This is a genomic window from Amycolatopsis thermalba (assembly GCF_003385215.1).
GTDB classification, from domain to species: Bacteria; Actinomycetota; Actinomycetes; order Mycobacteriales; family Pseudonocardiaceae; genus Amycolatopsis_E; species Amycolatopsis_E thermalba.
The window spans coordinates 64,766-89,506 of the sequence record NZ_PQHW01000013.1 but is presented as its reverse complement, the minus strand read 5'-3'; the positions used below and the strand labels follow the sequence as shown (position 1 = coordinate 89,506).

Sequence of the window (24,741 nt, the reverse complement as noted above, 5' to 3'; positions counted from 1 at the left end):
CCACCCCTCCGCGCACGCCAGCGCCACACCGCTCCCCGCTCGGCTCCCACTCCCCACCGCGCGCCATCGCGGAGCCCCGACATCAGCGCACTGTGAAGCCACCGCACGAAAAAGCCCCGCACGGCGTTCCGTGCGGGGCCTTTTCGCTTGTCGCTAGAGCGGCCGGAACCCGACCCGCTCCGCGTCGTCCGCCGTGCGGAACCACACCTCCGCCACCATGCGGTTGTACTGCGGCGAGTCCTCGGTGCAGTACCGCAGCGCGGTCACGCTCGCCTTGACCGTGAACTCCTCCGACGGCTTACCGCCACCGGGCCGCGGCATCGCCGATCCCGGGCCGAACGGCCCCGGCGGCACGGAGCTCTCCCGCGGCGTCGGCTCGAACAGCGACCCGCTGCGGCCACCCTCCTCGGGCCGGATCGGCTCACGCCGTTCGACGGTCCGCATCGAGGGCTGCGGCGGGTCGAAGGCGTGCGCGGACCGCCGCGGCTGCCGCTTGGGCAGGACCTGGGTGGTCTCGGTGGCGGTCTCCTCGTCGGCGGGCTGCTCCGGCTCCCCGGCCCCGAACGCGTAAGCCGGCGGCTCCGGTTCCGCCGGGGCGAACGGCGTGAAGGCCGACCCGGACTCCTGCATCCGCTGCGGCTCGGGAGCATGATCGGGATCGAACAACGACCCCCGCTCCGGCTCGGGAGCCTCCTCCAGCCCGGGCGGGTCCTGCTGGAACAACGAGCCGCGCCCGGCAGCCTCCCCACCGTCGAACAGCGACGCACGCCCAGCCGACTGCTCCTGCTCGACCCCCGCCTGCTCGAACAACGAGCCACGCCCGGCAGCCGCCTCGTCCCGGTCAACCGCGCCGCCAACCTGCGCCTGCTCGAACAACGAGCCACGCCCGGCAGCCGCCTCGTCCCGGTCGACCGCGCCGCCGACCTGCCCCGGCTCGAAACCCGCCGCACTCGACTGCGAGAACACCGAACCCCGGCCCTGCTCGGCTCCGCCCACCGGACCGTGCCCAGCCGCCTGGTCCGGCTCGGCCACCCCGGCGATCCCGGCGTCGGCCTCCGGCCGCGAGTGCCGCGCACCCCGCGCGGGCTCCGAGCCAGCGTCACCCCGCGCGTGCTCGCCCACGTACAGCGCCCCGCGCTCGGCGGCGTCGTCCGGCTCGCGGCCGAACGCGTTGAAGACCGTCGTCGCGCCGGCCTGCGGCTCCTCCGGCTCGAACAGCGAGTCGTCGTCGATCTCGGACCCCGGCTGGTACCCGGGCGACCGTCCGGCGAGGCTGTCGCGCTCCAGCCAGGACGGCCGCGCGTGGTGCTCCTCCGAGCCGGGAGTCTCCGCCGGTTCCTTCCGCGCGACCGGCGCCGACACCGGCTCGCGCTCCATCGTGCGCGTCGGCTGCGCGGCGGGCGCGCTCTGCGCGGCGAGGAGCCTGCGCTCCAGGTGCCGGCTTCTCGCCTGAGCGGGCCGGGCCAGGAACAACCAGGTCAGCAGCACCCCGACCACGAATGCCGCCGCGCTCCACAGCCAGACCTGTCCGAAAATGGACATCCGTGCTGCCCTTCCTTTCCTACCGCGCGGTTACCACTCTCAGTGACGCCGCGACGGCCCGCGCATGACGCGCCGACGCGATCTTTACCGCGTCCGCGCGACGAGGTAGTCCGCGACGGACTCGCACGCGTCCCTCGCGGGCCCGGCCGGCAGCGGAGCCAGCTCGGTCCTCGCCCGCTGAGCGTAGTCCGACAGGGTGACCATGGCGCGGTCCAGGCCGGTGGACGCCCGGAGCAGGGTCAGGGCCTCCTCGACCAGCTCGTCGTCGGTGATCGGCCCGGCCAGCAGCTCGACCAGCCGCGGCTCGGTGTCCGGGTCGGCCAGCGCGTACAGCATCGGCAGCGTGCGCACGCCTTCCCGCAGGTCGGTGCCCGGCGTCTTGCCGGACTCGTGCGACGGCGAGGCGATGTCGATGATGTCGTCGGAGATCTGGAACGCGGTGCCGATGATCTCGCCGAACCGCTGCATCGCGAGGATCGCGTCGGGCTTGGCGCCGGACACCATCGCACCGAACCGGCCGGAGGTGGCGATCAGCGATCCGGTCTTCTGCGCGATCACGGTGAGGTAGTGGTCCACCGGGTCCTCGCCCTCGCCCGGCCCGACGGTCTCCCGCATCTGCCCGGTGACCAGCTCGCTGAACGTCTCGGCGAGGATGCGGGCGGCATCGGTGCCCAGGTCGGACACCAGCCGCGAGGCGTGCGCGAACAGGAAGTCGCCGGTCAGGATGGCGATGCTGTTGGTCCAGCGGGCGTTGACGCTGGGCGCGCCGCGCCGCATCGTCGCCTCGTCCATCACGTCGTCGTGGTACAGCGTGGCCAGGTGCACCAGCTCGACGGCCGCCGCGGCGATCACGACGTCGGAGTGGTTGCCCTCGCCGAACTCGCCCGCGAGCAGGGTCAGCAGCGGACGAAAACGTTTGCCACCCGCCTCGACCAGGTGCGACGCGGCGTCGTGGACGGCCTGCACCTCGCTGCGCGCGGTGTCGCGCAGCAGCTTCTCGACGTCGTCCAGGCCAGCGGCCAGCGTGCGCAGCAGCTGCTCGTCGGCGATCCGCAGGCCCACGCTCCCGCGCAGCTCCTCGATCGTGCTACCCCGGTGCCGCACTGACACGTTGTCCGCCCTCTCCGCACTTCACTGACCGGTCCTCACCAGCGTAATGGCTGCACCCGGGGCGTTCGTGCGCCCTCTGCGAACCACTCCGGTGATGCGCGTGACAACCCGCCCCACACCATCGGGTGAGGCAGCCCGCAGGCGCTCCTGACCAGCACTAACGTTCCCGTCGTGACCAGCGGGCGGGCCCAGAACACCATCGTCGCGGCGATCATGCTCGGGATGCTGCTGGCCGCGCTCGACCAGACGATCGTCTCCACCGCCCTGCCGACCATCGTGGCCGATCTCGGCGGCGCGAACCACCTGTCGTGGGTGGTCACGTCGTACCTGCTCGCCGAGACGATCATGACGGTGCTGATCGGCAAGTTCGGCGACCTCTTCGGGCGCAAGCGGGCGTTCCTGGCCAGCGTGGTGCTGTTCCTCGCCGGGTCGTTCCTGTGCGGGTGGGCCGACTCGATGGGGATGCTCGTCGCGTTCCGCGCGCTGCAGGGCCTGGGCGCGGGCGGGCTGATGGTGACCTCGGCCGCGGTCATCGCCGACGTCGTCCCGCTGCGGGAACGCGGCAAGTACCAGGGTGCGATCGGGGCGGTGTTCGGCGTTTCGACGGTGGCCGGGCCGCTGCTCGGCGGGCTGTTCGTGGACCACCTGAGCTGGCGGTGGGCGTTCTACGTGAACGTGCCGCTCGGGGTGCTGGTGATCCTCGTGGCCGTGGTCGCGCTGCCCACGGTCAAGGCGGCGGTCAAACCACGCATCGACTACCTGGGGATCGTTCTCATCGCGCTCGCCTCGACCGGTCTGACGCTGGTGACGAGCTGGGGCGGCACCGTGTACCCGTGGGCGTCACCGATGATCATCGGGATGGCCATCGGCTCGGTCCTGCTGCTGGTCGCGTTCGTGCTGGTCGAGCTGCGGGCCGAGGAGCCGATGCTGCCGATGCGGCTGTTCCGCGGCCGGGTGTTCTCGGTGGCCGGCATCCTGAGTTTCGTCGTCGGGTTCGCCATGCTCGGCGGCATCACCTACCTGCCGACGTACCTGCAGCGGGTGCAGGGCGCGAGCGCGACCGAGTCGGGGCTGCGGATGCTGCCGCTGGTGGTCGGGATGATGATCACCGCGCTGGTCAGCGGCATCGTGATCAGCCGGACCGGGCGGTACCGCGTCTTCCCGATCGCCGGCTCGCTGGTGCTGGCGCTGGGCCTGTACCTGCTGTCGCACCTGAACACCACCACGAGCTTCTGGGTCACCTCGGCGTACATGATCGTGCTCGGGCTGGGGCTCGGGTGCACCATGCAGGTGCCCACGATCGTCGTGCAGAACACCGCCGACTACGCCGACCTCGGGGTGGCGACGTCGGGCGTGAGTTTCCTGCGGACGCTGGGCAGTTCCTTCGGCGTGGCGGTGTTCGGCACGATCTACGCGAACAACCTGCCGGCCCAGCCGTCCACGGAGTCCTATGTGGACGCGATCCACACGATGTTCCTGATCGCCTCGCCGATCGGCCTGCTCGCACTGCTCGTTGCGTTGTTCCTCGAGGAGGTCCCGCTGCGGGACAGCTCGAAGGCGCTGACGTCGGGCAACAACGGTGTCGGCGAGGGCTTCGCGATGCCCGGCTCCGGGGACTCGCGGCAGGAGCTGGAGAAGGCCGTGGCGACGGTGTGGTCGAAGCAGAAGACCGATCCGGGGCCGGAGATCCTGGCCCGGTCCGGGGTGCCGCTGAGCTACGCGCAGGCGTGGCTGATCGCGCAGATCTACCGCAACAGCGTGGACGACGGCGACGCGACGTTGCAGGACATCGCCGCGCAGACCGGTGTTCCCGCGGGGATCTTCGAACCGACCGCGCGCCAGCTCGTGGCCGCCGGGCAGCTCGCCGAGGCCGACGGGCACTTCACGTTCACCGGGCACGGCAGCGACACGTTCGCGCGGCTGGTCGGCGCGTGGCGGCTGTGGGTGCTGGACAACGTGGCGGGCCCGGAAGCCGCCGCCGGGCGTGACCTCACGGCCTGCGTGGACGAGATCGCGACCCAGCTGATCAGCAACGGCCGGTCACTGACGCGGCCGGGACGACACGCGGCGCCGGTCGCCTAGCACACGCATCCGACAAAAACGCCACCCCGGCGGGAAAACCCACGCGACTTGTCCACATCGCCCTCAACCATCCACAGAATCTCGTTCTGTTTCCCACTCCGTCGCCACACCGGGCATGCTCGAGACATCCCTCCCGAAAGGAGCCTCGAGAAATGACCGAACAGACCCTGCCCGGCCGCCGCACCCGCAACCAGACCACCCACCTGGCCCTGGCAGAGGCACGCGAGCACGGACTGGCCCGGCGGCACCTGCGCAAGCTGATGCGCCTGGCACACAACAAACCCTGCCACTGCACCGAAGTACACCGACACACGTGTTCCCACCCCGACGTAGTGCACGCGCTGAATCCCACCCGCACAACGGCCGACTCGGGTTGATCAACCACGCCGGAGGTGCCCCGGCAGCATCAAGCTCGAGCGGAGGCGCACGAGCGCGGACTGGCCCGCCGACACCGACACAAGCCCGATGCGCCTAGCGCACAACCAACCCTGCCACTGCGCCGAAGTACACCGGCACACGTGTTCCTATCCGGACGTGGTGCGAGCGCTGGATACGACCTGACCCGAAACGCGGAAGTGCCCTCCGCCCGGGATGGGCGAAGGGCACTTCCGAACAGCGTGGTCGTCAGAAGGCGAAGGCGCCCGCTCCCGCCCAGTCGAGCGCGAAGGCGGGGGCGACACCGAGCAGCAGGGTGATGATCACGCCGAGCGTGATCGCCGCCGTGGTGAACGCGCCCGGCACCGTCACCGTCGGGCCGTCGGGGGCCGGCTTGCTGAAGTACATCAGCACGACCACCCGCAGGTAGAAGAACGCCGCGACGGCGCTGAACACCAGCGCGATCACCACCAGCGGCGCCATGCCGTCCCGCAGCGCCGCCGAGAACACGACGAACTTGCCGACGAACCCGCTGGTGAGCGGGATCCCGGCCAGAGCGAGCAGGAGGAAGGTGAACACCCCGGCCAGCACGGGCGACCGCTTGGCCAGGCCGGCCCACGCCGACAGGTGCGTGGCCTCGCCCTTGGCGTCACGCACGAGCGAGACCACCCCGAACGCGGCGAGCGTGGTGAAGCCGTAGGCCAGCAGGTAGAACAGCGTGCCGGACAGGCCCTGGTCGGTCATCGCGAGCGTGCCGACGAGCAGGAAGCCGGCGTGCGCGATGGACGAGTAGGCGATCATGCGCTTGACGTCGGTCTGGGTGAGGCCGAGCACGGCGCCGATCGCCATGGAGATGATCGCGACCGCCCACAGCACGCCGCGCCACTCCCAGCTGGTCGACTCGAACCCGACGGTCAGCACGCGCAGGATGCCGCCGAACGCGGCGACCTTGGTGCAGGCCGCCATGAACCCGGTGACCGGGGTCGGCGCGCCCTGGTAGACGTCCGGTGTCCAGGTGTGGAACGGGCCGACCGAACCCTTGAACAGCAACCCGACCACGAGGAGGCCCATGCCCGCGAACAGCAGCATGTCCGAACGGTCCGAGCCGGCCGCGGCATTGGCGATGTCGGCCAGCTTGACCGAACCCGCGTAGCCGTACAGCAACGCGAGCCCGTAGAGGAAGAACGCCGACGAGAACGCCCCGAGGAGGAAGTACTTGACCGCCGCCTCTTGCGACAACAGGCGCCGGCGCCGGGCCAGTCCGCACATCAGGTACAGCGGCAGGCTCAGCACCTCGAGCGCGATGAACATGGTGAGCAGGTCGTTGGCCGCGCAGAACGTCATCATCCCGCCCAGCGCGAACAGCGCCAGCGGGAAGACCTCGGTCTGCATCCCGGTCGAGCCGACCTGGGCCCGGTCCTGCACCGTGCCCGGCCGGATGGCGGCCTGCGCCACGAAGGCGCCGCCCGGCTCCACCGAGCGGTCCGCGATCAGCAGGATCGCGGGCAGCGCGAGGGCGAGCAGGGTGCCCCACAGGAACAAGGCGGGCTTGTCGACCGACACCGCGCCGCTGAGGGTGGTCAGCCCCTTGACCGGCGAACCGCTGACGTACACGGCCAGCGCGACGCCGGCGGCGGCCAGCCCGGTCAGGCTGAGCAACACCTGCGACGGCCACCGCATGTGCCGGGGCAGGAACGCCTCGAACAGCACGCTGACGCACGCCGCGCCGAGCACGATCAGCACCGGCAGAATCGCGTCGTACGCGATCTGCGGTGCGGTGATTTGCCCTTGCTGGGCCAGAATCCCGAGCATTTCACTGGCCTCCGTTGAGTGCGGAAAGCGTCGCGTCGACCGACGGGGTCACCGTGTCCAGCACGGGTTGGGGGAAGAAGCCGAGCCCGATGATCAGCACGACCATCGGCACCAGGACCGCCAGCTCCCGGCCGCCGAGCTCCCGGATCGTCTTCCGGGCGCCCAGCTCGGGGGCGATCGCGGTGCCCGGGCCGCCCCCGGCGCCGACCAGCGCGGTCCCCCGCACCGGGCCGGTCATCAGGCGCTGGTACAGCCAGAGCACGTAGGCCGCGGCGAGCACCATGCCGACGGTCGCGAGGGTCGCGAACACCGGCTGGGTCTCGAAGGCGCCCAGCAGCACCAGGAACTCACTGACGAACGAGTTGGTACCCGGGAGGGACAAAGTGGACAGACCCGCGATGAGCAGCATGCCGCCGAGTAGTGGCGTCAGCTTGAACATGCCGCCGTAGTCGGAGATCCGGGTGGATCCGCCGCGCGCGATCACCAGGCCCAGCACCACGATCAGCATGCCGGTCGCGAGGCTGTGGTTGAGCATGTAGGTCACCGCGCCGACGGCCGCCTGCTGGGTGAAGGCGAAGATGCCCAGCGCGATGAACCCGAAGTGGGCGATCGAGACGTAGGCGACGAAGCGTTTCATGTCCTGTTGCCCGGCGGCGAGGATCGAGCCGTAGAGCACGCCGATCACGGCGAGCACCAGCACCAGCGGCGCCAAGTCCTTGCTCGCCTCGGGGAACATCGGCAGGCAGTAGCGCAGGAAACCGAACGTGCCGACCTTGTCCAGCACACCGACCAGCAGCACGGCGACGCCGATGGGCGCCTCACCGGCCGCGTCGGGCAGCCAGGTGTGGAACGGCACGAGCGGCGCCTTGATCGCGAACGCCAGGAAGAACCCGAGGAACAGCCAGATCTGGGTGCTCGTGGGCGCGTCCCGCACCACCGTGACCAGCGTCGCCCAGTCGAAGGTGCCGTTGCCCAGCTCGTCGGCGGCGAGCGAGTAGGCCCCGATCGCCGAGGCCAGCATGATCAGACCGCCGAGGAAGGAGTACAGGAAGAACTTGACCGCCGCGTACTGCCGGTTCGCGCCGCCGTAGCCGCCGATGAGGAAGTACATCGGGATCAGCATGATCTCGAACAGCACGTAGAACAGGAACACGTCGGTGGCGGCGAACACCGCGACGGTGATGGCCTCCTGCACCAGGATCAGCGCGAGGAAACCACCCGCGCTGCGGTCCTGCGGCAGCTTGTCCGCCGTGCCCAGGGCGCCGATGACGATCGGCACCAGGAACGCGATCACGGCGATCATCACCAGGGCGATGCCGTCGATACCGAAGGAGATGTGCACGCCGAAGCTCGGGATCCAGTCCATCGAGCTGGTGTGCTGCAGGCGGGCGCCGTCCGGCTGGTAGGTCGCCCACGTCGGGATGATCATCGCCAGCTCGACGAGGGCGAACACCACCGCGGCGACGGTGGCGAGCCGGTCGTTGCGGCGCAGCCCGGTGACGACGCACGCGCCGACCAGCGGCCAGAGGATGAGGGCCAGTACCCAGGTCATGAGAACCTCACCATCAGCAGTGCGGCGACGAGGACGAACGAGCCGGCCAGCATCGACAGGGCGTACGAGCGGACGAAGCCGGTCTGCAGTCTGCGCAGCCTCCCGGACCCGCCACCGAGGGCGGCGGCCAGGCCGTTGACGGCGCCGTCGACGCCACGGCTGTCGAGGTAGACCGAGAACCGGGTGAGCCACATGCCCGGGGTCGCGACCAGTGCCTCGTTGACCGCGTTGCCGTACAGGTCCTTGCGGGCCGCCTTGACCACGGCGGAGACGTTCTCCGGCCGCTCGACCGGGGTGTCCCGGCGCCCGACGACGAGCCAGGCGAGCAGCACGCCGAGCGCGGACAGGGCGACCGTGATCCACGGGATGAGCGCGTGCGGGATCGCGGTGTGCTCGGCCTCGCCGAGTTCACCCAGTGCCGGGGCGAGCCATTCGGCGAGGCGGTCGCCGAGGGCGAAGAACGCGCCGGCGCCGAGCGAGCCGATGGCCAGCACGATCATCGGCGCGGTCATCACCGGCGGCGACTCGTGCGGGTGGAACTCCTTGCCCTCGGCGGTGCGCAGGTCCCGCCAGCGTTCCTTGCCGAAGAAGGTGAGCAGCATCAGCCGGGTCATGTAGAACGCGGTCAGCGCGGCGCCGAGCATCGCGGCGAGGCCGAACACCCAGCCGCGCCAGCCCTCCTGACCGAAGGCGGCCTCGATGATCGCGTCCTTGGAGAAGTAACCCGACAGGAAGGGGAACCCGATGAGCGCCAGGTAACCGAGCCCGAAGGTGACGAACGTGATCGGCATGTGCCGGTACAGGCCGCCGAACTTGCGCATGTCGACCTCGTCGTTCATGCCGTGCATGACCGACCCGGCGCCGAGGAACAGACCGGCCTTGAAGAAGCCGTGCGTGAGCAGGTGCATGATGCCGAGCGCGTAGCCGAACGGCCCGAGCCCGACGGCGAGCATCATGTAGCCGATCTGGCTGACCGTCGAGTACGCGAGCACCTTCTTGATGTCGTCGTAGGCGCAGCCGATGATGCACCCGATCAGCAGGGTTATCGCGCCGACGAGGGTGACGATCAGCCGGCCCGTCTCGGTCTCGTTGTAGATCGGGTTGGCGCGCGCCACCAGGTACACGCCGGCGGTGACCATGGTGGCGGCGTGGATCAGGGCCGACACCGGGGTCGGGCCTTCCATGGCGTCCGGGAGCCACGCCTGGAGCGGGAACTGGCCGGACTTACCGCACGCGCCGAGGAGCAGCAGGATCGCGATGGCGGTGATCACGGCCGGCGGTGCGTCGCCGATGCGGTCGAACACGCCCGCGTAGGTGACCGTGCCGAGGTACTTGAACATCAGGAAGATCGCGAGCGCGAGCCCGACGTCACCGACGCGGTTCATCAGGAACGCCTTCTTCGCGGCGGTCGCCGCGGACGGGCGGTCCGAGTACCAGCCGATGAGCAGGTACGACGCCAGGCCGACGCCCTCCCAGCCGAGGTAGAGCGTCACGAAGTTGTTGCCCAGCACCAGAACCAGCATGGAGGCCACGAAGAGGTTCAGGTAGCCAAAAAATCGACGCCGAGCGACGTCCTCTTTCATGTAGCCGATCGAGTAGATGTGGATCAGCGCGCCCACACCGGTGATCAGCAGGATGAAGACGAGCGAGAGCGCGTCGATCCGCAGGCCGAAGTCGATCTGGAGGTCACCGACGCCGATCCAGGTGAACATCCTGGTGTCGGTCACGTGCCCGTCGCTGCCGAAGAACAGCACCAGGCCGTACACGAACGACGCGATGACGGTCGCGCAGCCGAGCAGGTGTCCCCAGCGGTCGGTGCGCCTGCCCCCGGCCAGCAGGACGAACGCGCCGAGGGCCGGGAACGCGACCAGCAGCCACGATGATGCGATCACTCTCGAGCTCCTAGTACTTGAGCAGGTTGGTGTCGTCGACCGAGGCCGACCGGCGGGTCCGGAAGATGGCCATGATGATCGCCAGCCCGACGACGACCTCCGCGGCGGCGACGACCATCACGAAGAACGCCATCACCTGGCCGTCGAGCCCGCCGTTGATGCGGGAGAACGTGACCAGGGAGAGGTTCACGGCGTTGAGCATCAGCTCGATGCACATGAACACGACGATGGCGTTGCGCCGCACCAGCACGCCGACCGCGCCGATGGCGAACAGCAGGGCCGAGAGCAGCAGGTAGTAGGTGGGGGTCATTCCTCGTCACCCTTCCCGACCAGCGCGTGGGCGTCGGGCTGCGGTTCGGTGCCCTCGACCTGCTTGCGCTCGGCTTCGAGGCGGGCCGTGGGCGTGGACTCGATGATCGTGGACAGCGACTCGGGCGCGACCGAGCCGTCGGGCAGGATCGCGGGGGTCGTGACCGAGTGGGAGGTGGCGAACACACCGGGCCCCGGCTTGGGCGAAATGCGTTCGTACTCGCCGCGGAACCGGGCCTCGACGAGTTCCTTCTGCGAGCGGCGGCCGCGCTTCTCGGTGAAGGCGAGCACCATGGCTCCCAGCGCCGCGGTGATCAGCAGCGCCGAGGTGAGCTCGAAGGGGAACAGGTAGTCGGTGAAGATGAGGCGGCCGAGGCCACCGGCGTTGCCGTCCGGCGCGGGCGCCGGGGTGACGTTGGCGAGTGCCCGGGTGAGCGCGGTGGCCATCAACCCGGCGATGCCGACGCCGAGGATGCCGCCCCACAGGCGCTGCCCCCGCAGCACCTCGACGACGGAGTCGGAACTCTCGCGGCCCACGAGCATCAGCACGAACAGGAACAGCATCATGATCGCGCCGGTGTAGACGATGATCTGGGTGAACCCGAGGAACGGCGCCCGCTGGACCATGTAGAGGATGCCCAGCGAGAACATCGTGAGGGCCAGGAAGAGCGCCGAGTGAACCGCATTGCGCGCGAAGATGAGCCCGAGGGCGCCCAGAAGGGCCACCGGACCGAGAATCCAGAACGCGATGGCCTCCCCGGTGGAGACCACCTCGGCGGCCTGTGCCAGCACCATCACCGCACCTCCCCTCGAACGGCCCCCGGCCACTGGCCGAGGCTTGCGGATGAGGATGTCGTCCTGACCGCCACCACCCGGTGGAGACCGTCGGCGCGACCCGGTGGGGTCGGGTGCGGCAACTGGTCACCGGAGACCGGCAACGCCGGGGGGGTCATTGGATTGCCTCCTCGCGGGAGGTTTCTACCGTTTCGCCCGGTGGGACGCCTCTGCCGCGGGCCAGTTCGGGGCCGTGCACGTAGTAGTCCTGCTCGTCGTCGCCCAGGCGCATGGGGTGTGGGGGTTGCTCCATACCCGGCAGGAGCGGCGCCAGCAGGTCCTCCTTGGTCCAGATCAGCTTCTGGCGGTCGTCGTCCGCCATCTCGTAGAAGTTGATCATCGTCAGGGAGCGGGTGGGGCACGCCTCGACGCACAGGCCGCAGCCGATGCACCTCAGGTAGTTGATCTGGTAGTCCTTGCCGTACCGCTCGCCGGGCGAGTACCGGGCGTCCTCGGTGTTGTCGCCGCCCTCGACGAAGATCGCGTCCGCCGGGCACGCCCACGCGCACAACTCGCAGCCGACGCACTTCTCCAGCCCGTCCGGGTGCCGGTTGAGCTGGTGCCGCCCGTGGTAGCGCGGCGCGGCCGGGGCGCCGATCTCCGGGTACTCCTCCGTCGCCACCTTCTTGAACATCGTGCCGAACGTGACGCCGAAACCCTTGATGGGGTCAAACAGTCCCATCGGAACCCTCCTTCCCGGCGCCCACCTGGGCAGGCTCCGAAGTACGACCCGCCACCCGGCGCCGGCGCTTCCCGGCGCCCCGCTCGGGCACCTCGGGCACACGCAAATCCAGCGGTGGCAACGGGAAGCCGCCACCGGTCACCGGCACCGAACCGTCGCCGGTCTGCTTCTTCTCGGGCACCAGCAGCGCGATCGCCACCGCGACCACCACCACGATCGCCCCGCCGATCAGGATCTGGCCCGTCGACAGCCCGCCGTTGTTCCGGATCGCCCGGATCGACGCGATGATCACGATCCACACCAGGTTCGCCGGCACCAGGACCTTCCAGCCCAGCTGCATGAACTGGTCGTAGCGGAACCGCGGCAGCGTCCCCCGCAGCCAGATGAACCCGAACAGCAACGCGAACAGCTTCACCGTGAACCAGATCAGCGGCAGCCACCCCTGGTTCAGCGGCGAATCCAGCCCGACGAACGGGAACATCCAGCCGCCCAGGAACAGCGTCGTCGCGAACGCCGAGACGATCACCATGTTCACGTACTCGGCGAGGAAGAACATCGCGAACTTCATCGACGAGTACTCGGTGTGGAACCCGCCGACCAGCTCCGACTCCGCCTCCGGCAGGTCGAACGGCGCCCGGTTCGTCTCACCCACCATCGAGATCAGGTAGATCACGAAACTCGGCAGCAGCAGGTAGAAGTACCAGCCGCGGGCCTGCGCGTCGACGATCGCACCGGTCGCCATCGACTGCGAGTACAGCACCACGCCGACGATCGACAGGCCCATCGCGATCTCGTACGAGATCACCTGCGCCGCCGACCGCAGCCCGCCGAGCAGCGGGTACGGCGACCCGGACGACCACCCGGCCAGCACGATCCCGTACACGCCCACCGACGAGCAGGCCAGGATCAGCAGCACCCCGACCGGCAGGTCGACCAGCTGCAGCACGGTCTGCTCACCGAAGATCGACACCTGCGGCCCGAACGGGATCGCGGCCAGCGCGATCAACGCGGGCACCGCGGACAGCACCGGCGCCAGGAAGTACACCTTCCGGTCGGCGCCGTCCGGGATGATCTGCTCCTTGAACGGCAGCTTGATCGCGTCCGCCAGCGACTGGAAGTAGCCGCCGGGGCCGACGCGGTTCGGGCCGGGCCGGTTCTGCATCCGGCCGATCGCCTTGCGCTCCCACACGATGAGGAAGATCGTCAGGAGCGGCCCGATCAGCAGGACCACGACCGTCTTGAGCAGGATCAGCCACCACGGGTCGTCCGCGAGCAGCTCGGCACGGGTCATCTGATCCGGCGCCTGCAGCAGCAACGGTGTCATCGCCGCACTCCCTCGATGTTGACGACCGCCCCGTGCCCGGCGCCGAGTGTCTTCCGCAGCCGCGAGCCGTCGGAGTTGCCCGGCAGCCACACGACGTCGTCGGGCAGGTCGGCGACCTCGACCGGCAGCGTGATCGCACCCCGCTCGGTGGAGACCGTCACCTCGTCACCGAGCTCGGCCGCGGTCTTCGCCGACACCCGCGCCACCACGCGCCGCGCGGTGCCCGCCAGGTGCGGCTCGTCCACCTGCAGCGAGCCCTCGTCCAGCAGCTGCCGCCAGCTCGCCAGCCGCGCCTGTCCCGGCCCGACCTCGGCGGCGGCACGCGCGGCTCCGGACTCCCAGAACTTGCCGTGCGCGGCGCCCGACGAGCCCAGCCGGGCGAAGTCGGCGTACGCGGCCGCCGGGGTCTGCGTGAACAGGTCGGCGTCCATCTCGACGGCGAGCGTGTCCAGCACCCGGCAGTCCGGCAGGGCGCCGGTGCCTTCGAGCGTCGCGTCGAACACGCGGCGCCGGCCCTCCCAGTTCACGAAGCTGCCGGACTTCTCGACCACCGGCGCGATCGGCAGGACCACGTCCGCGTGCTCGGTCACCATGCTCGCCCGCATCTCCAGGCTCACCACGAACTCCGCCCGCGACAGCGCCCGCCGCGCCAGCTCCGGGTCCGGCAGGTCGTCCAGGTCCACGCCGCCGACGACCACGCCGGACAGGTACCCGCCGGCCAGCGCGCCGATGATGTCGTTCGTGTCGCGCCCCGGCTCGGCCGGCACCGGCGCACCCCACACCGCCTCGACCTCGGCCCGTGCCGCGTCGTCGGTGACCGGGCGGCCGCCGGGCAGCAGCGACGGTGCAGCGCCGGCCTCCAGCGCGCCGCGCTCACCGGCCCGGCGCGGGATCCAGGCGACCTTCGCGCCGGTCCGCGCGGCCAGCCGCCGCACCGCGACGAACAGGCCCGGCACCTCGGCCGCCCGCTCCCCGACCAGTACGACCGCGCCGTCGGCGCCCAGCGCCGACTCGACGTCCGGCGCGTGCTCCGGGATGCCGTCCAGCGCGGCGGCCTCCGACCCGGGCACGCAGGCCAGCAGCTCGCCGGACGTCTTGCGCACCGACGGCGTCGTCCACTGTCCCAAGTGGACCACGCGGGTGCGCTTCTTGCGGGCGGCCTTGCGCAGCCGGAGGAAGACGATCGGCGCCTCCTCCTCGGGCTCGAACGCCACGCACAGCACCGTCGGCGCGTTCTCGATCGCCCCGAACGTCACGCCGTGCTCCGGCGTCGTGCCCGCCACCTCGGCGGCGAGGAAGTCCAGCTCCTCCGGCGAGTGCGCCCGCGCCCGGAAGTCGATGTCGTTGGTGCGCAACGCGATCCGCGCGAACTTCGCGTAGGAGTAGGCGTCCTCCAGGGTCAGCCGGCCACCCGCGAGCACGGCGGCGCCGCGGCTGTCCCGCGCCTTCGCCAGTCCCTCCGCGGCGACGCGCAGCGCCTCCGTCCACGGCGCTTCCCGCAGCTCACCGGAGGCGTCGCGCACCAGCGGCCGCCGGATCCGGTCGGCCGCCGTGGCGTACCGGAACGCGAAGCGGCCCTTGTCGCAGATCCACTCCTCGTTGACCTCGGGGTCGTTGGCGGCGAGCTTGCGCATCACCTTGCCGCGCCGGTAGTCGGTGCGTTCGGCGCAGCCGGACGAGCAGTGCTCGCACACGCTCGGCGCGGACACCAGGTCGAACGGCCGCGACCGGAACCGGTACTGCGCGCTGGTCAGCGCCCCGACCGGGCAGATCTGGATGGTGTTGCCGGAGAAGTACGACTGGAACGGCGCGCCCGACGACGTGCGCGAGGCGAGGTCGAACACGTCCGCGGTCTCCGCCGTGCCGATCTGCTGGTGCGCGCCACGCTCCAGCAGGTCGATGAACGGGTCGCCGGCGATCTGCGCGGAGAACCGCGTGCACCGCTGGCACAGCACGCACCGCTCGCGGTCGAGCAGCACCTGCGTCGAGATCGGCAGCGGCTTCGGGAAGGTGCGCTTGGTGTCGCGGAACCGCGAGTCGGCGCGGCCGTGGGCCATCGCCTGGTTCTGCAGCGGGCACTCGCCGCCCTTGTCGCACACCGGGCAGTCCAGCGGGTGGTTGATGAGCAGCAGCTCCATCACGCCCTGCTGGGCCTTGTCCGCGACCGGCGAGGTCAGCTGCGTCTTGACGACCATCCCGTCGGCGACGGTCATCGTGCACGACGCCTGCGGTTTCGGCATCGGCCGCCCGCCCATCTCGACCTCGACCAGGCACTGGCGGCAGGCCCCGGCCGGGTCGAGCAGCGGGTGGTCGCAGAACCGCGGGATCACCGTGCCGAGCCGCTCCGCGGTGCGGATCAGCAGCTCACCCTTGGGCGCGATGACCTCCTCGCCGTCGATGGTCAGCTTCACGTGCCCCTCGGGCACCGGCGTCTCGGTCTTGGGGTTCTCTGGCGCGATCGTCATGCCTGTGCTCCCACCAACTCGCGCTTGTTGCTCTCGCACAGGGCGAGGAATTCGTCGCGGAAGTACTTGATCCCGCTGGTGATCGGGCTGACCGCGCCGTCACCGAGGGCGCAGAACGACCGGCCCAGGATGTTGTCGCAGACGTCCAGCAGCGTGTCGATGTCCTCGGCGGTGCCCCGCCCCTCGACCATCCGCTCCAGGATCTGCGCCAGCCAGTACGTGCCCTCGCGGCACGGCGTGCACTTGCCGCACGACTCGTGCTCGTAGAACTTCGTCCACTTCATCACGGCCCACGGGACCGACACGGTCTCGTTGAACACCTGCACCGCGGTGGTGCCGAGCATCGACCCGGCCTCCGCGGCGCCCTCGAAGTCGAGCGGGATGTCCAGGTGCTCGGCGGTGAACATCGGCGTGGACGACCCGCCCGGCGTCCAGAACTTGAGCGGGATGCCGTCCTTCATGCCGCCGCACAGTTCCAGCAGCTCGCGCAGGGTCGTGCCGAGCGGCGCCTCGTACTGGCCCGGCTTCTCGACGTGCCCGGAGATCGAGTAGATCTTCGGGCCCGGCGACTTCTCCCGGCCCATCTTGCGGAACCAGTCGGCGCCGCCGTTGACGATGAACGGAACGCTCGCGATGGTCTCGACGTTGTTCACCGTGGTCGGCGCCGCGTAGAGACCGGCGGCCGCGGGGAACGGCGGCTTGAGCCGCGGCTGGCCGCGGCGGCCCTCCAGCGAGTCGAGCAGCGCGGTCTCCTCACCGCAGATGTACGCGCCCGCCCCGGCGTGCACGGTGATGTCCAGGTCGAACCCGGACCCGAGGATGTCGCGGCCCAGGTACCCGGCGCGGTAGGCCTCGCGCACGGCCGCGTTGAGCCGCCGGTACGGGTGCAGCGCCTCGCCGCGCACGTAGATGAAGCAGTGGTGCGACCGCATCGCGTAGGCGGCGATGATGCAGCCTTCGATCAGCGAGTGCGGGTCGGCCATCATCAGCGGGATGTCCTTGCAGGTCCCCGGCTCGCCCTCGTCGGCGTTGATCACGAGATAGTGCGGCTTGTCCTCGTTGGGCGGCATGAACGACCACTTCACGCCGGCGGGGAAGCCCGCACCGCCGCGGCCGCGCAGACCGGAGTCCTTGACCAGCTGCACCAGCTGCTCGGGCGTGCCACGTAACGCCTTGCGCAGCGCGGTGTAGCCCTCCAGCTGTTCGTAGGTGGACAGTCGCCAGGAGTTGGGAGACAGCCAGCGCTTGGTGAGTACCGGCGTCAGCGGGTCGCTCATTTCTTTTCCACCTCCGGCAACGGCACGTCGTCCGCCATGACCGGGGCGGTCCAGCCCCGCTCCTGGGCGATCCGCGCACCCATCAGGGTCTCCGGCGCCTGGGACGGTCCGTCCACCTGCGCCCGGTAGGTCTCTTCGTCCTCCGGGAAGAACCCGGCCAGCTGCAACTCGGCGCTCTTGAAGTCGCCCAGCGGCGCGCCCCGCGACGGTTGCGGCTTCTCGCCGCGCCGCAACGCGTCGACCAGTTCCACCGCGCTGTCCGGCGTCTGCTTGTCGTAGTACTCGTAGTTGACCTGCAACACCGGCGCGAGGTCGCAGGCCGCCAGGCACTCGGCGTGCTCCAGCGTGATCGAGCCCGGCTCACCGGGCGTGCCCGCGGTTTCCTCGTGCCCCAGCGGTTTCCCGTCCTCGCCCAGGTGTTCCTGCAGCGTGCGGTAGATCGCGTCGCCACCGAGCGCGGCGCACAGCGTGTTCGTGCACACGCTCACCAGGTGCTCGCCGCACGGCTTGCGCTTGTACATCGTGTAGAACGTGACGACCGCGCTGACCTCGGCCTCGGACAGCCCGAGCTGCTCCGCGCAGAACGTCACGCCCTCCTGGCTGACGAACCCCTGCACCGACTGCACCAGGTGCAGCATCGGCAGCAGCGCCGACCGGGACTGCGGGTAGCGGGCCATCAGCTCCTGCGCCTTGGCCACGGTGTCCGCGTCGAACGTTTCCTTAGCTGTGGTCATCGATCCACTCCGCCCATGACCGGGTCCACCGACGCGACCGCCGCGATCACGTCGGCCACCAGGCCGCCCTCTGACATCGCCGGCAGGGACTGCAGGTTGACGAAACTCGGTTCCCGGACGTGCACGCGCATCGGCCGGGTGCCGCCGTCGGAGACGAGGTGGAAGCCCAGCTCGCCGCGCGGCGACTCGACCGTGGAGTACACCTGGCCGGGCGGCACCTTGAAGCCCTCGGTGACCAGCTTGAAGTGGTGGATCAGCGACTCCATCGACTGGCCCATGATCTTGCGGACGTGCTCCAGCGAGTTGCCCATGCCGTCGCTGGAGATCGACAGCTGCGCGGGCCAGGCGACCTTCTTGTCCTCCACCATGACCGGGCCCGGCTCGATCATCTTCAGGCACTGCCGGATGATCCGCAGCGACTGGTGCATCTCCTCGACCCGGCACAGGTACCGGCCCCAGCAGTCGGCCTCGGTCGAGGTCGGCACGTCGAACTCGAACTCGTCGTAGCGCGAGTACGGCTGGATCTTGCGCAGGTCCCACGGCAGGCCCGCGGACCGCAGCACCGGGCCGGTGACGCCGAGCGCGAGGCACGCGTCCACCGGCAGGTACCCGACGCCCTTGAGCCGGTTGCGCCAGATCGGCTGGCCGGTGAACAGCTTGTCGTACAGGGGAAGGCGCTCGTCCATCACCTTGACGAACTCGCCGACCTTCTCCTTCCAGTCGGCCGGCAGGTCCTGCGCGATCCCGCCGGGGCGGATGAACGCGTGGTTCATGCGCAGCCCGGTCAGGTACTCCAGCAGGTGCAGCACCTCTTCGCGCTCGCGGAACCCGAAGGTCATCGCGGTGGTGGCGCCCAGCTCCATGCCGCCGGTGGCGATGTAGACCAGGTGCGAGCCGATGCGGTTGATCTCGCAGAGCATGACGCGGATCAGCTCGGCCCGGCGCGGGGCCTGGATGCCGAGCAGCTTCTCCACGCCCAGGCAGTAGCCCAGCTCGTTGAACAGCGGGGACAGGTAGTCCATGCGCGTCACGAACGTGACGCCCTGGGTCCAGGTCCGGTACTCGCAGTTCTTCTCGATGCCGGTGTGCAGGTAGCCGATGACCGACCGCAGCTGGGTGACCGTCTCGCCCTCCAGCTCCAGCACGAGCCGGAGCACGCCGTGCGTGGACGGGTGCTGCGGGCCCATGTTGATGACGATCCGCTCGTCGTGCTGGGCGTCCTCCAGCACGTCGTCCCAGTCACCGCCGCTGACGTGGTAGATGCGGCCTTCGGTGGTGTCCCGGGATTCGGCGTACTCGGCGGTGCTGTCCGCGCTGTCGCGGCCCGGGTCCGAGGTGTCCGTGCCGGTGCTGACGTCCGAGAGTCGTTCCGTCGTCACGAGTACGACCTCCGCTGATCGGGGGGCGGGATCTCCGCGCCCTTGTACTCCACCGGGATCCCGCCGAGCGGGTAGTCCTTGCGCTGCGGGTGACCGTCCCAGTCGTCCGGCATCAGGATCCGGGTCAGGGCCGGGTGGCCGTCGTAGACGATGCCGAACAGGTCCCACGCCTCGCGTTCCTGCCAGTCGGCGGTCGGGTAGACCTCCACGATGGAGGGGACATGAGGTGCGTCCTCAGTGTCATCGCAGTCCACCGCGACCTCCAGCCGGATGCGCCGGCGGTAGGTCATCGACGTCAGGTGGTACACCGAGTGCAGCCGCTGCGGCACGTCCGGCCCGTAGTCCACACCGGACACCGAGCTGCACAGCTCGAACCGCAGCCCGGCGTCGTCGCGCAGGATGCGGCACATCGCGACGAGGTGCGCGCGGTCGACGTAGAGGGTGATCTCGCCGCGGTCGACGGTCACCTGGTGCACCGCCTCGGCCGGCACGTCGTTCTCGGCCAGCGCGGCGAAGAACTGGTCGGCGAACTCGTCGAACCAGCCGCCGTAGGGCCGTTCCGCCGGTGCCGGCAGGTAAGCCGGCAGCCGCAGCCCGCCGTAGCCGGAGGTGTCGCCGCTGTCGGAGACGCCGAACATGCCGCGGCGCTCGCGGCCGGCGACGATCGGTTGCGCCGGGCGCGGGCCACTCGGCTCCAGGCCGGTGTCCGGACGCTGGGCGCTGGACTGTTCGCCGCCGGTCTCGGGGTTCTCTTCAGCCATGCCGCATCACTTCTTCGCGTACTTGATCGACGACGGGATCAGCTCGGTCTGGTGCCCGGCCAGTGCCGCGGCGCGACGCGGCCCGAGCGGCTCGTCCTGGATCTTGGCGTGCAGCTTGAGGATCGCGTCGAGCAGCATCTCCGGGCGGGGCGGGCAGCCCGGCAGGTACATGTCGACCGGCACGATGTGGTCCACGCCCTGCACGACGGCGTAGTTGTTGAACATGCCGCCGGAGGAGGCGCAGACGCCCATCGCGAGCACCCACTTCGGCTCGGCCATCTGGTCGTAGATCTGACGCAGGACCGGGGCCATCTTCTGGGTGACCCGCCCGGCGACGATCATCAGGTCGGCCTGGCGCGGGGTCGCGGAGAAGCGCTCCATGCCGAAGCGGGCGATGTCGTAGCGGGAGCCGCCGACGGTCATCATCTCGATCGCGCAGCAGGCGAGCCCGAAGGTGGCCGGCCACAGCGAGTTCTTGCGCGCCCAGTTGACCAGCTTCTCCAGGCTGGCCAGCAGGATGCCGTTGGGGAGCTGCTCTTCGAGTCCCATGACGTCCCTCCCCTAGTTCCAGTCGAGCCCGCCGCGACGCCAGACGTAGGCGTAGGCGAAGCCGACGGTCGCGATGAACAAGACGATCTCCACCAGGCCGAACAGGCCGAGCGCGTCCGCCGAGACGGCGAACGGGTAGAGGAAGACCATTTCGATGTCGAACAGGATGAACAGCATCGCGGTGATGTAGTAGGCGACCGGCATGCGGCCGCCGCCCACCAGCGGCTGCGGGGACGGTTCGATCCCGCACTCGTAGGCCATCTGCTTCGCCCGGTTGTACCGGCGCGGGCCCACCAGCGGGCCGAGCAGCACGGAGAACACCGCGAACCCCGCGGCGAGGACGAACAACAGGACCAGCGGCAGGTACATCTCCAGCCCCGGGGACGAGGCCGCCTGCGCGAGGGGGAACTGCGACATCAGCACGGTGATTGCCGTCCTTTCCGCGCCGTTGCGAACGTGCCGCTTGTGAAACTGTTCACAATCTTCCGTGCGGGGTTGTGAAGCGGTTCACAAAACATAGGGGCAGTGTAGGACGTGGCTCACATTGTTGTCGCGGGGTGTTTCGGGTAAGGCGAACCTAACCAAAGGATGCCCTGGTGGGCGGCCATAAGCCCGAGACCTGCACGAAAAGGATCTTCCTGATCACGCAACGCGAAAGACGTGTGACGTAACCCACGGTGAGCGGGCGCAACCAGGCCCGGTTGCGAGTCAGATCACGCGTCCGGACATGTGACGGAGGTCATCCGACGCGCCGGGGCACGCACTCGCGCGCGAACGCGGGACTCGCGCGCAGGAGCGCAGGACTCGCCCGCGCGAACGTGGGACTCGCCCGCAGGAGCGTGGAACTCGCGCGCGCCGCGAGTCCCACGTTCCGGGGCGCGAGTCCCACGTTCCGGGGCGCGAGTTCTGCACTCGGGGCTATCGCCGGGGCGGGGCGCCGGCCTCACGGAGGCGCGCACCGCTGGCCCGCGGTGGGGTCTCAGGCGCTGGGCGTCAACCGCGCGGCCAGGGAGATCATCCGGTCCACCGCGTCGCCGCCCTTGGCGTCGTAGCAGCCGGACAGGCCCTTGTAGATCAGCGGGATCAGCGGGTTGATCCGCAGGCCGTACTTGGTCGCCGCGCGCATGACCTTCGGGTTGCCGATCGCCTTCGCGAAGACGTTGCCCAGCCGGTAGTAGCCGCCCATCAGCTCCTTCAGCGCGAGCGGGTACCCCCGCAGCGCGCGCTCCCGCGACGAGCCCTCGGGCCGGGCCAGCGCCTGCACCACGAACTCCGCCGCGAGCTGCGCCGACTCCATCGCCGCCGAGATGCCCTCGCCGTTGAACGGGCTCACCATGCCGCCCGCGTCGCCGAGCAGCAACAAACCGTCGCGGTAGTGCGGGGTGCGGTTGAAGCCCATCGGCAGGCCGGCGCCGCCGATCCGGCCGATCGCGTTCTCCTCGCGGTAGCCCCACTCCTCCGGCGTCGAGTCGAGCCACTGCCGCATCAGCGCGCGGTAGTCCGTGTTCCGGAACGACTTCGACGTGGACAGCATCCCCAGCCCGACGTTCACCGTGCCGTCGCCGAGCGGGAACGCCCAGCCGTAGCCGGGCAGCAGCTGCGGGTTGCGCGGGTCCTTGCGGTCCCACAGCTCCAGGTGGCCCTCGATGAACTCATCGTCGTGCCGCGGGCTCCGGTAGTACCGGCGCACGGCGACACCCATCGGGCGCTTCTCGTCGGTCTCGATGCCGATCGACCGGGCCAGCCGCGCGGACACGCCGTCACACGCCAGCACCAGCGGCGCGTGGTAGCGGACCGGGGTCTTCTCGGGCCCCTGCTTGCCCTCCACGCCGATCACGCGCCCGATGCGCTCGTCGGTGATCGCGCCGGTCACGGTGGTCCGCTCCAGCAGCCGGGCGCCGGCCTTGACCGCGGTCTTGGCCAGCAGGTCGTCGAAGTCCTGGCGGGTGCGCGAGACGCCGTAGGGCGGGTAGCTGGTCAGCTCCGGCCAGTCCAGCTCCAGCGTCAGCTCCGCGGTGAGGATCCGCAGGCCGCGGCTGTGCACCCAGCCGGCCTCCCGGCTGGTGTCGATGCCCAGGTCGATGAGCTGCTTGACGCCGCGCGGGGTGAGGCCGTCGCCGCACACCTTCTCGCGCGGGAACTCGGTCTTCTCCAGCACCAGGACGTCGATCCCGGCGCGCGCCAGGTACGTCGCGACGGTGGATCCGGCCGGGCCCGCGCCGACGACGATTACCTGAGCGTCCTGGGTCATGCCTCGGAGTTTACGGAAGGCTTCACGGCACGATGGATCGCGACGACGCCGAACGTCAGGTTCAGCCACTCCACCTTCGTCCAGCCCGCGCTCGCGATGATCTGCGCCAGGGTGCGCTGGTCGTGCCAGGCGGCCATGGATTCGGCCAGGTAGGAGTAGGCGTCGGGGTTGGTCGAGGAGAACCGGCCGAGCAGGGTCATGGCCCGCAGGATGAACCGCTTGTAGACGAACCGGATCGGCGGGAACGTGGGCGTCGACACCTCGCAGATGACCAGCCGCCCGCCCGGCTTGACCACGCGCGCGATCTCTTCGAGCGCGGCCTTCGTGTCGACGAAGTTGCGGATGCCGAAGCTGATCGTCGCGGCGTCGAAGCTGCCGTCGGCGAAGGGCAGGTGCAGCGCGTCGGCGGCGACCATCGGGACGCGGCGGTGCTTGCCGCTGCGGAGCATGCCGAGCGAGAAGTCCGCGGCCAGGCACCAGGCGCCGCCGCGCGCGTACTCGGCGGTGGACACCCCGGTGCCGGCGGCGAGGTCGAGCACCTTCTCCCCGCGGCTGGCGTCCAGGACGCGGGACGTCGTCGTGCGCCATCGGCGGTCGAACCCGAACGTCATGACCGAGTTCGCCCGGTCGTAGCCCTCCGAGACGCCGTCGAACATGGCGGCGACCTCGTGCGGATCTTTGTCGAGGCTCGCACGTGACATGTCAGGAGCGTAAAGCAGATAACATGCCGCGCACGCTCGCGGGCCAGGCGAACTCCTCCGCCCGGGCGCGGGAAGCCGCACGTCGCAGGTCCTCCGGGTGCTCCAGCAGGCCGGTCACGGCGCTCGCGAAGGCCCGCGGCACGTCCGGCACCGCGGCCCCGCAGCCGGGCCGGACGATCTCCCGCAGCGCCGAGGACCGCGACACCACCACCGGCGTCCCCGACGCCAGCGCCTCCAGTGCCGCGAGCCCGAACGTCTCGTGCGGGCCGGGGGCGAGCGAGACGTCCGCGCTGGCCAGCAGCCGCGCCACCGCGGTCCGGTCGGACACGAACCCGAGGAACGTGACCGGCAGCCCGCGCGCCCGCAGCAGCAGCGCCCGCCGCCGCGGCCCGTCCCCGGCGATCACCAGCCGCACCCGGTCGCCGGACTCGGTCAGCTCGGCGACGGTGTCCACACTGCGCTCGACGTGCTTCTCCGGCGACAGCCGTCCACAGTGGACAAGCAACGCGTCGGCGCCGGAGGCCAGCTCGGCACGCAGCCCGGCGTCGTGGTACCGCGGCTGGAAGGCGGCCAGATCGACGCCCAGCGGGACCTGCCGGACGTTGGCGACGCCGATCCGGTCGAACTCCTCGCGCGCGAACGACGTGGTGCAGACGACCGTGTCGTAGTTGCCCGCCATCCGCCGGTTGGCGGCGTCGGCGACCCGGCGGGCCAGCGGTCCGGGCACGAGGAACTGCTCCAGCAGCCGGTCCAGCCGCTCGTGCGAGATCACCACGCTGGGCACGTCGTGCTGGTGCGCCCACACCCCCATCCCGCGCAGGGTCAGCCGGTCCGACACCTCCAACCGGTCCGGGCGCAGCGCCGACAGCAACGCGCGCACCCGGTACGGGTCGACCGCTCGGTATCCGCCGGTGCCGGGGATCTTCGGCGCGGGCAGGCTGATCCGGCGCACGCCCGTGGACAGCTGCTCCTCGGCGTGCCGGGGTCCCGGCACGACCAGCGTCACGCGGTGACCACTCGCCACGTACCCGGCGCCCAGGTGGTGCAGCGCGGTGCGCAGACCACCGGAGCGCGGCCCGTAGAAGTTCGCCAGCTGGACGATGTGCATGG

General features: G+C 70.3%; 21 protein-coding genes. 2 read left to right on the top strand and 19 right to left on the bottom strand.

Annotation, left to right across the window (positions count from 1 at the left end):
- Positions 1–153 precede the first annotated feature (153 nt).
- Together D0D15_RS36550 and D0D15_RS08500 are read right to left on the bottom strand one after the other, a co-directional pair.
- Entirely contained in the window at positions 154–1,542 is a 1,389-nt protein-coding gene (locus tag D0D15_RS36550) for a sunset domain-containing protein (RefSeq protein ID WP_208646169.1), read from the bottom strand.
- An 84-nt stretch (positions 1,543–1,626) separates the two neighbouring features.
- On the bottom strand, positions 1,627–2,646 hold the full coding sequence (locus D0D15_RS08500; RefSeq protein ID WP_094003774.1) for a polyprenyl synthetase family protein: 1,020 nt from the start codon (positions 2,644–2,646) through the stop codon (positions 1,627–1,629).
- Between the two features lie 219 nt (positions 2,647–2,865).
- Here D0D15_RS08500 and D0D15_RS08495 point away from each other — a divergent pair, with 219 nt between their 5' ends.
- Positions 2,866–4,734, top strand: a complete 1,869-nt coding sequence (locus D0D15_RS08495) for an MDR family MFS transporter (RefSeq protein ID WP_233157087.1) — start codon at positions 2,866–2,868, stop codon at positions 4,732–4,734.
- A 152-nt stretch (positions 4,735–4,886) separates the two neighbouring features.
- Positions 4,887–5,111, top strand: a complete 225-nt coding sequence (locus D0D15_RS08490; protein WP_094003772.1) for a hypothetical protein — start codon at positions 4,887–4,889, stop codon at positions 5,109–5,111.
- A 247-nt stretch (positions 5,112–5,358) separates the two neighbouring features.
- Here D0D15_RS08490 and nuoN read toward each other — a convergent pair whose 3' ends face one another.
- The 17 genes from nuoN to D0D15_RS08405 all read right to left on the bottom strand — a co-directional run bounded on the left by nuoN (position 5,359) and on the right by D0D15_RS08405 (position 24,739).
- Complete coding sequence (gene nuoN, locus D0D15_RS08485; protein WP_094003771.1) at positions 5,359–6,921, bottom strand: NADH-quinone oxidoreductase subunit NuoN; 1,563 nt, start codon at positions 6,919–6,921, stop codon at positions 5,359–5,361.
- 1 nt (position 6,922) lies between these two features.
- Positions 6,923–8,473, bottom strand: a complete 1,551-nt coding sequence (locus D0D15_RS08480; protein WP_115944352.1) for an NADH-quinone oxidoreductase subunit M — start codon at positions 8,471–8,473, stop codon at positions 6,923–6,925.
- Positions 8,470–10,365, bottom strand: coding sequence for an NADH-quinone oxidoreductase subunit L (nuoL, locus tag D0D15_RS08475; RefSeq protein WP_094003769.1), 1,896 nt, complete (start codon positions 10,363–10,365; stop codon positions 8,470–8,472). The genes D0D15_RS08480 and nuoL overlap by 4 nt, the downstream gene beginning before the upstream one ends.
- Positions 10,366–10,375: 10 nt before the next feature.
- Positions 10,376–10,675: an NADH-quinone oxidoreductase subunit NuoK gene (nuoK, locus tag D0D15_RS08470; protein WP_094003768.1), complete on the bottom strand. Its 300-nt coding sequence runs from the start codon at positions 10,673–10,675 to the stop codon at positions 10,376–10,378.
- Positions 10,672–11,469 (bottom strand): NADH-quinone oxidoreductase subunit J, encoded by a 798-nt coding sequence (locus D0D15_RS08465; RefSeq protein ID WP_094003767.1) that lies wholly within the window; start codon positions 11,467–11,469, stop codon positions 10,672–10,674. The genes nuoK and D0D15_RS08465 overlap by 4 nt, the downstream gene beginning before the upstream one ends.
- Positions 11,470–11,623: 154 nt before the next feature.
- Complete coding sequence (nuoI, locus tag D0D15_RS08460) at positions 11,624–12,190, bottom strand: NADH-quinone oxidoreductase subunit NuoI (RefSeq protein ID WP_094003766.1); 567 nt, start codon at positions 12,188–12,190, stop codon at positions 11,624–11,626.
- Complete coding sequence (gene nuoH / locus D0D15_RS08455; RefSeq protein WP_094003765.1) at positions 12,177–13,514, bottom strand: NADH-quinone oxidoreductase subunit NuoH; 1,338 nt, start codon at positions 13,512–13,514, stop codon at positions 12,177–12,179. Before nuoH ends, nuoI begins: the two co-directional genes overlap by 14 nt.
- Positions 13,511–15,979 (bottom strand): NADH-quinone oxidoreductase subunit G, encoded by a 2,469-nt coding sequence (locus D0D15_RS08450; RefSeq protein ID WP_115944351.1) that lies wholly within the window; start codon positions 15,977–15,979, stop codon positions 13,511–13,513. The genes nuoH and D0D15_RS08450 overlap by 4 nt, the downstream gene beginning before the upstream one ends.
- The gene (gene nuoF, locus D0D15_RS08445) at positions 15,976–17,256 is read right to left on the bottom strand and encodes an NADH-quinone oxidoreductase subunit NuoF (protein WP_094003763.1); all 1,281 of its coding nucleotides are present in this window, start codon (positions 17,254–17,256) and stop codon (positions 15,976–15,978) included. Before nuoF ends, D0D15_RS08450 begins: the two co-directional genes overlap by 4 nt.
- The gene (nuoE, locus tag D0D15_RS08440) at positions 17,253–17,990 is read right to left on the bottom strand and encodes an NADH-quinone oxidoreductase subunit NuoE (RefSeq protein ID WP_094003762.1); all 738 of its coding nucleotides are present in this window, start codon (positions 17,988–17,990) and stop codon (positions 17,253–17,255) included. The genes nuoF and nuoE overlap by 4 nt, the downstream gene beginning before the upstream one ends.
- Positions 17,987–19,369: an NADH-quinone oxidoreductase subunit D gene (locus D0D15_RS08435; RefSeq protein WP_094003761.1), complete on the bottom strand. Its 1,383-nt coding sequence runs from the start codon at positions 19,367–19,369 to the stop codon at positions 17,987–17,989. Before D0D15_RS08435 ends, nuoE begins: the two co-directional genes overlap by 4 nt.
- Positions 19,366–20,130, bottom strand: coding sequence for an NADH-quinone oxidoreductase subunit C (locus D0D15_RS08430; RefSeq protein ID WP_094003760.1), 765 nt, complete (start codon positions 20,128–20,130; stop codon positions 19,366–19,368). The genes D0D15_RS08435 and D0D15_RS08430 overlap by 4 nt, the downstream gene beginning before the upstream one ends.
- 6 nt (positions 20,131–20,136) lie before the next feature.
- Positions 20,137–20,679 carry a NuoB/complex I 20 kDa subunit family protein gene (locus D0D15_RS08425; RefSeq protein WP_020417415.1) on the bottom strand — a complete coding sequence of 181 codons (543 nt, stop codon included), beginning with the start codon at positions 20,677–20,679 and terminating at the stop codon, positions 20,137–20,139.
- A 12-nt stretch (positions 20,680–20,691) separates the two neighbouring features.
- Entirely contained in the window at positions 20,692–21,096 is a 405-nt protein-coding gene (locus D0D15_RS08420; protein ID WP_094003816.1) for an NADH-quinone oxidoreductase subunit A, read from the bottom strand.
- Between the two features lie 562 nt (positions 21,097–21,658).
- Positions 21,659–22,930, bottom strand: a complete 1,272-nt coding sequence (locus D0D15_RS08415; RefSeq protein WP_094003759.1) for a geranylgeranyl reductase family protein — start codon at positions 22,928–22,930, stop codon at positions 21,659–21,661.
- Positions 22,927–23,631: a demethylmenaquinone methyltransferase gene (locus D0D15_RS08410; RefSeq protein ID WP_094003758.1), complete on the bottom strand. Its 705-nt coding sequence runs from the start codon at positions 23,629–23,631 to the stop codon at positions 22,927–22,929. The genes D0D15_RS08415 and D0D15_RS08410 overlap by 4 nt, the downstream gene beginning before the upstream one ends.
- 1 nt (position 23,632) lies before the next feature.
- On the bottom strand, positions 23,633–24,739 hold the full coding sequence (locus D0D15_RS08405; protein ID WP_115944350.1) for a glycosyltransferase: 1,107 nt from the start codon (positions 24,737–24,739) through the stop codon (positions 23,633–23,635).
- Positions 24,740–24,741: the final 2 nt, after the last annotated feature.

What these genes read in the sequence shown, in the direction of transcription:
- D0D15_RS36550 (WP_208646169.1), bottom strand. Translation starts at nt 1,542, where the DNA reads ATGTCCATTTTCGGACAGGTCTGGCTGTGGAGCGCGGCGGCATTCGTG.
- D0D15_RS08495 (WP_233157087.1), top strand. Translation starts at nt 2,866, where the DNA reads ATGCTCGGGATGCTGCTGGCCGCGCTCGACCAGACGATCGTCTCCACC.
- D0D15_RS08490 (WP_094003772.1), top strand. Translation starts at nt 4,887, where the DNA reads ATGACCGAACAGACCCTGCCCGGCCGCCGCACCCGCAACCAGACCACC.
- nuoN (WP_094003771.1), bottom strand. Translation starts at nt 6,921, where the DNA reads ATGCTCGGGATTCTGGCCCAGCAAGGGCAAATCACCGCACCGCAGATC.
- D0D15_RS08480 (WP_115944352.1), bottom strand. Translation starts at nt 8,473, where the DNA reads ATGACCTGGGTACTGGCCCTCATCCTCTGGCCGCTGGTCGGCGCGTGC.
- nuoK (WP_094003768.1), bottom strand. Translation starts at nt 10,675, where the DNA reads ATGACCCCCACCTACTACCTGCTGCTCTCGGCCCTGCTGTTCGCCATC.
- D0D15_RS08465 (WP_094003767.1), bottom strand. Translation starts at nt 11,469, where the DNA reads ATGGTGCTGGCACAGGCCGCCGAGGTGGTCTCCACCGGGGAGGCCATC.
- nuoI (WP_094003766.1), bottom strand. Translation starts at nt 12,190, where the DNA reads ATGGGACTGTTTGACCCCATCAAGGGTTTCGGCGTCACGTTCGGCACG.
- nuoH (WP_094003765.1), bottom strand. Translation starts at nt 13,514, where the DNA reads ATGACACCGTTGCTGCTGCAGGCGCCGGATCAGATGACCCGTGCCGAG.
- D0D15_RS08450 (WP_115944351.1), bottom strand. Translation starts at nt 15,979, where the DNA reads ATGACGATCGCGCCAGAGAACCCCAAGACCGAGACGCCGGTGCCCGAG.
- nuoF (WP_094003763.1), bottom strand. Translation starts at nt 17,256, where the DNA reads ATGAGCGACCCGCTGACGCCGGTACTCACCAAGCGCTGGCTGTCTCCC.
- nuoE (WP_094003762.1), bottom strand. Translation starts at nt 17,990, where the DNA reads ATGACCACAGCTAAGGAAACGTTCGACGCGGACACCGTGGCCAAGGCG.
- D0D15_RS08430 (WP_094003760.1), bottom strand. Translation starts at nt 20,130, where the DNA reads ATGGCTGAAGAGAACCCCGAGACCGGCGGCGAACAGTCCAGCGCCCAG.
- D0D15_RS08425 (WP_020417415.1), bottom strand. Translation starts at nt 20,679, where the DNA reads ATGGGACTCGAAGAGCAGCTCCCCAACGGCATCCTGCTGGCCAGCCTG.
- D0D15_RS08420 (WP_094003816.1), bottom strand. Translation starts at nt 21,096, where the DNA reads ATGTCGCAGTTCCCCCTCGCGCAGGCGGCCTCGTCCCCGGGGCTGGAG.
- D0D15_RS08415 (WP_094003759.1), bottom strand. Translation starts at nt 22,930, where the DNA reads ATGACCCAGGACGCTCAGGTAATCGTCGTCGGCGCGGGCCCGGCCGGA.
- D0D15_RS08410 (WP_094003758.1), bottom strand. Translation starts at nt 23,631, where the DNA reads ATGTCACGTGCGAGCCTCGACAAAGATCCGCACGAGGTCGCCGCCATG.
- D0D15_RS08405 (WP_115944350.1), bottom strand. Translation starts at nt 24,739, where the DNA reads ATGCACATCGTCCAGCTGGCGAACTTCTACGGGCCGCGCTCCGGTGGT.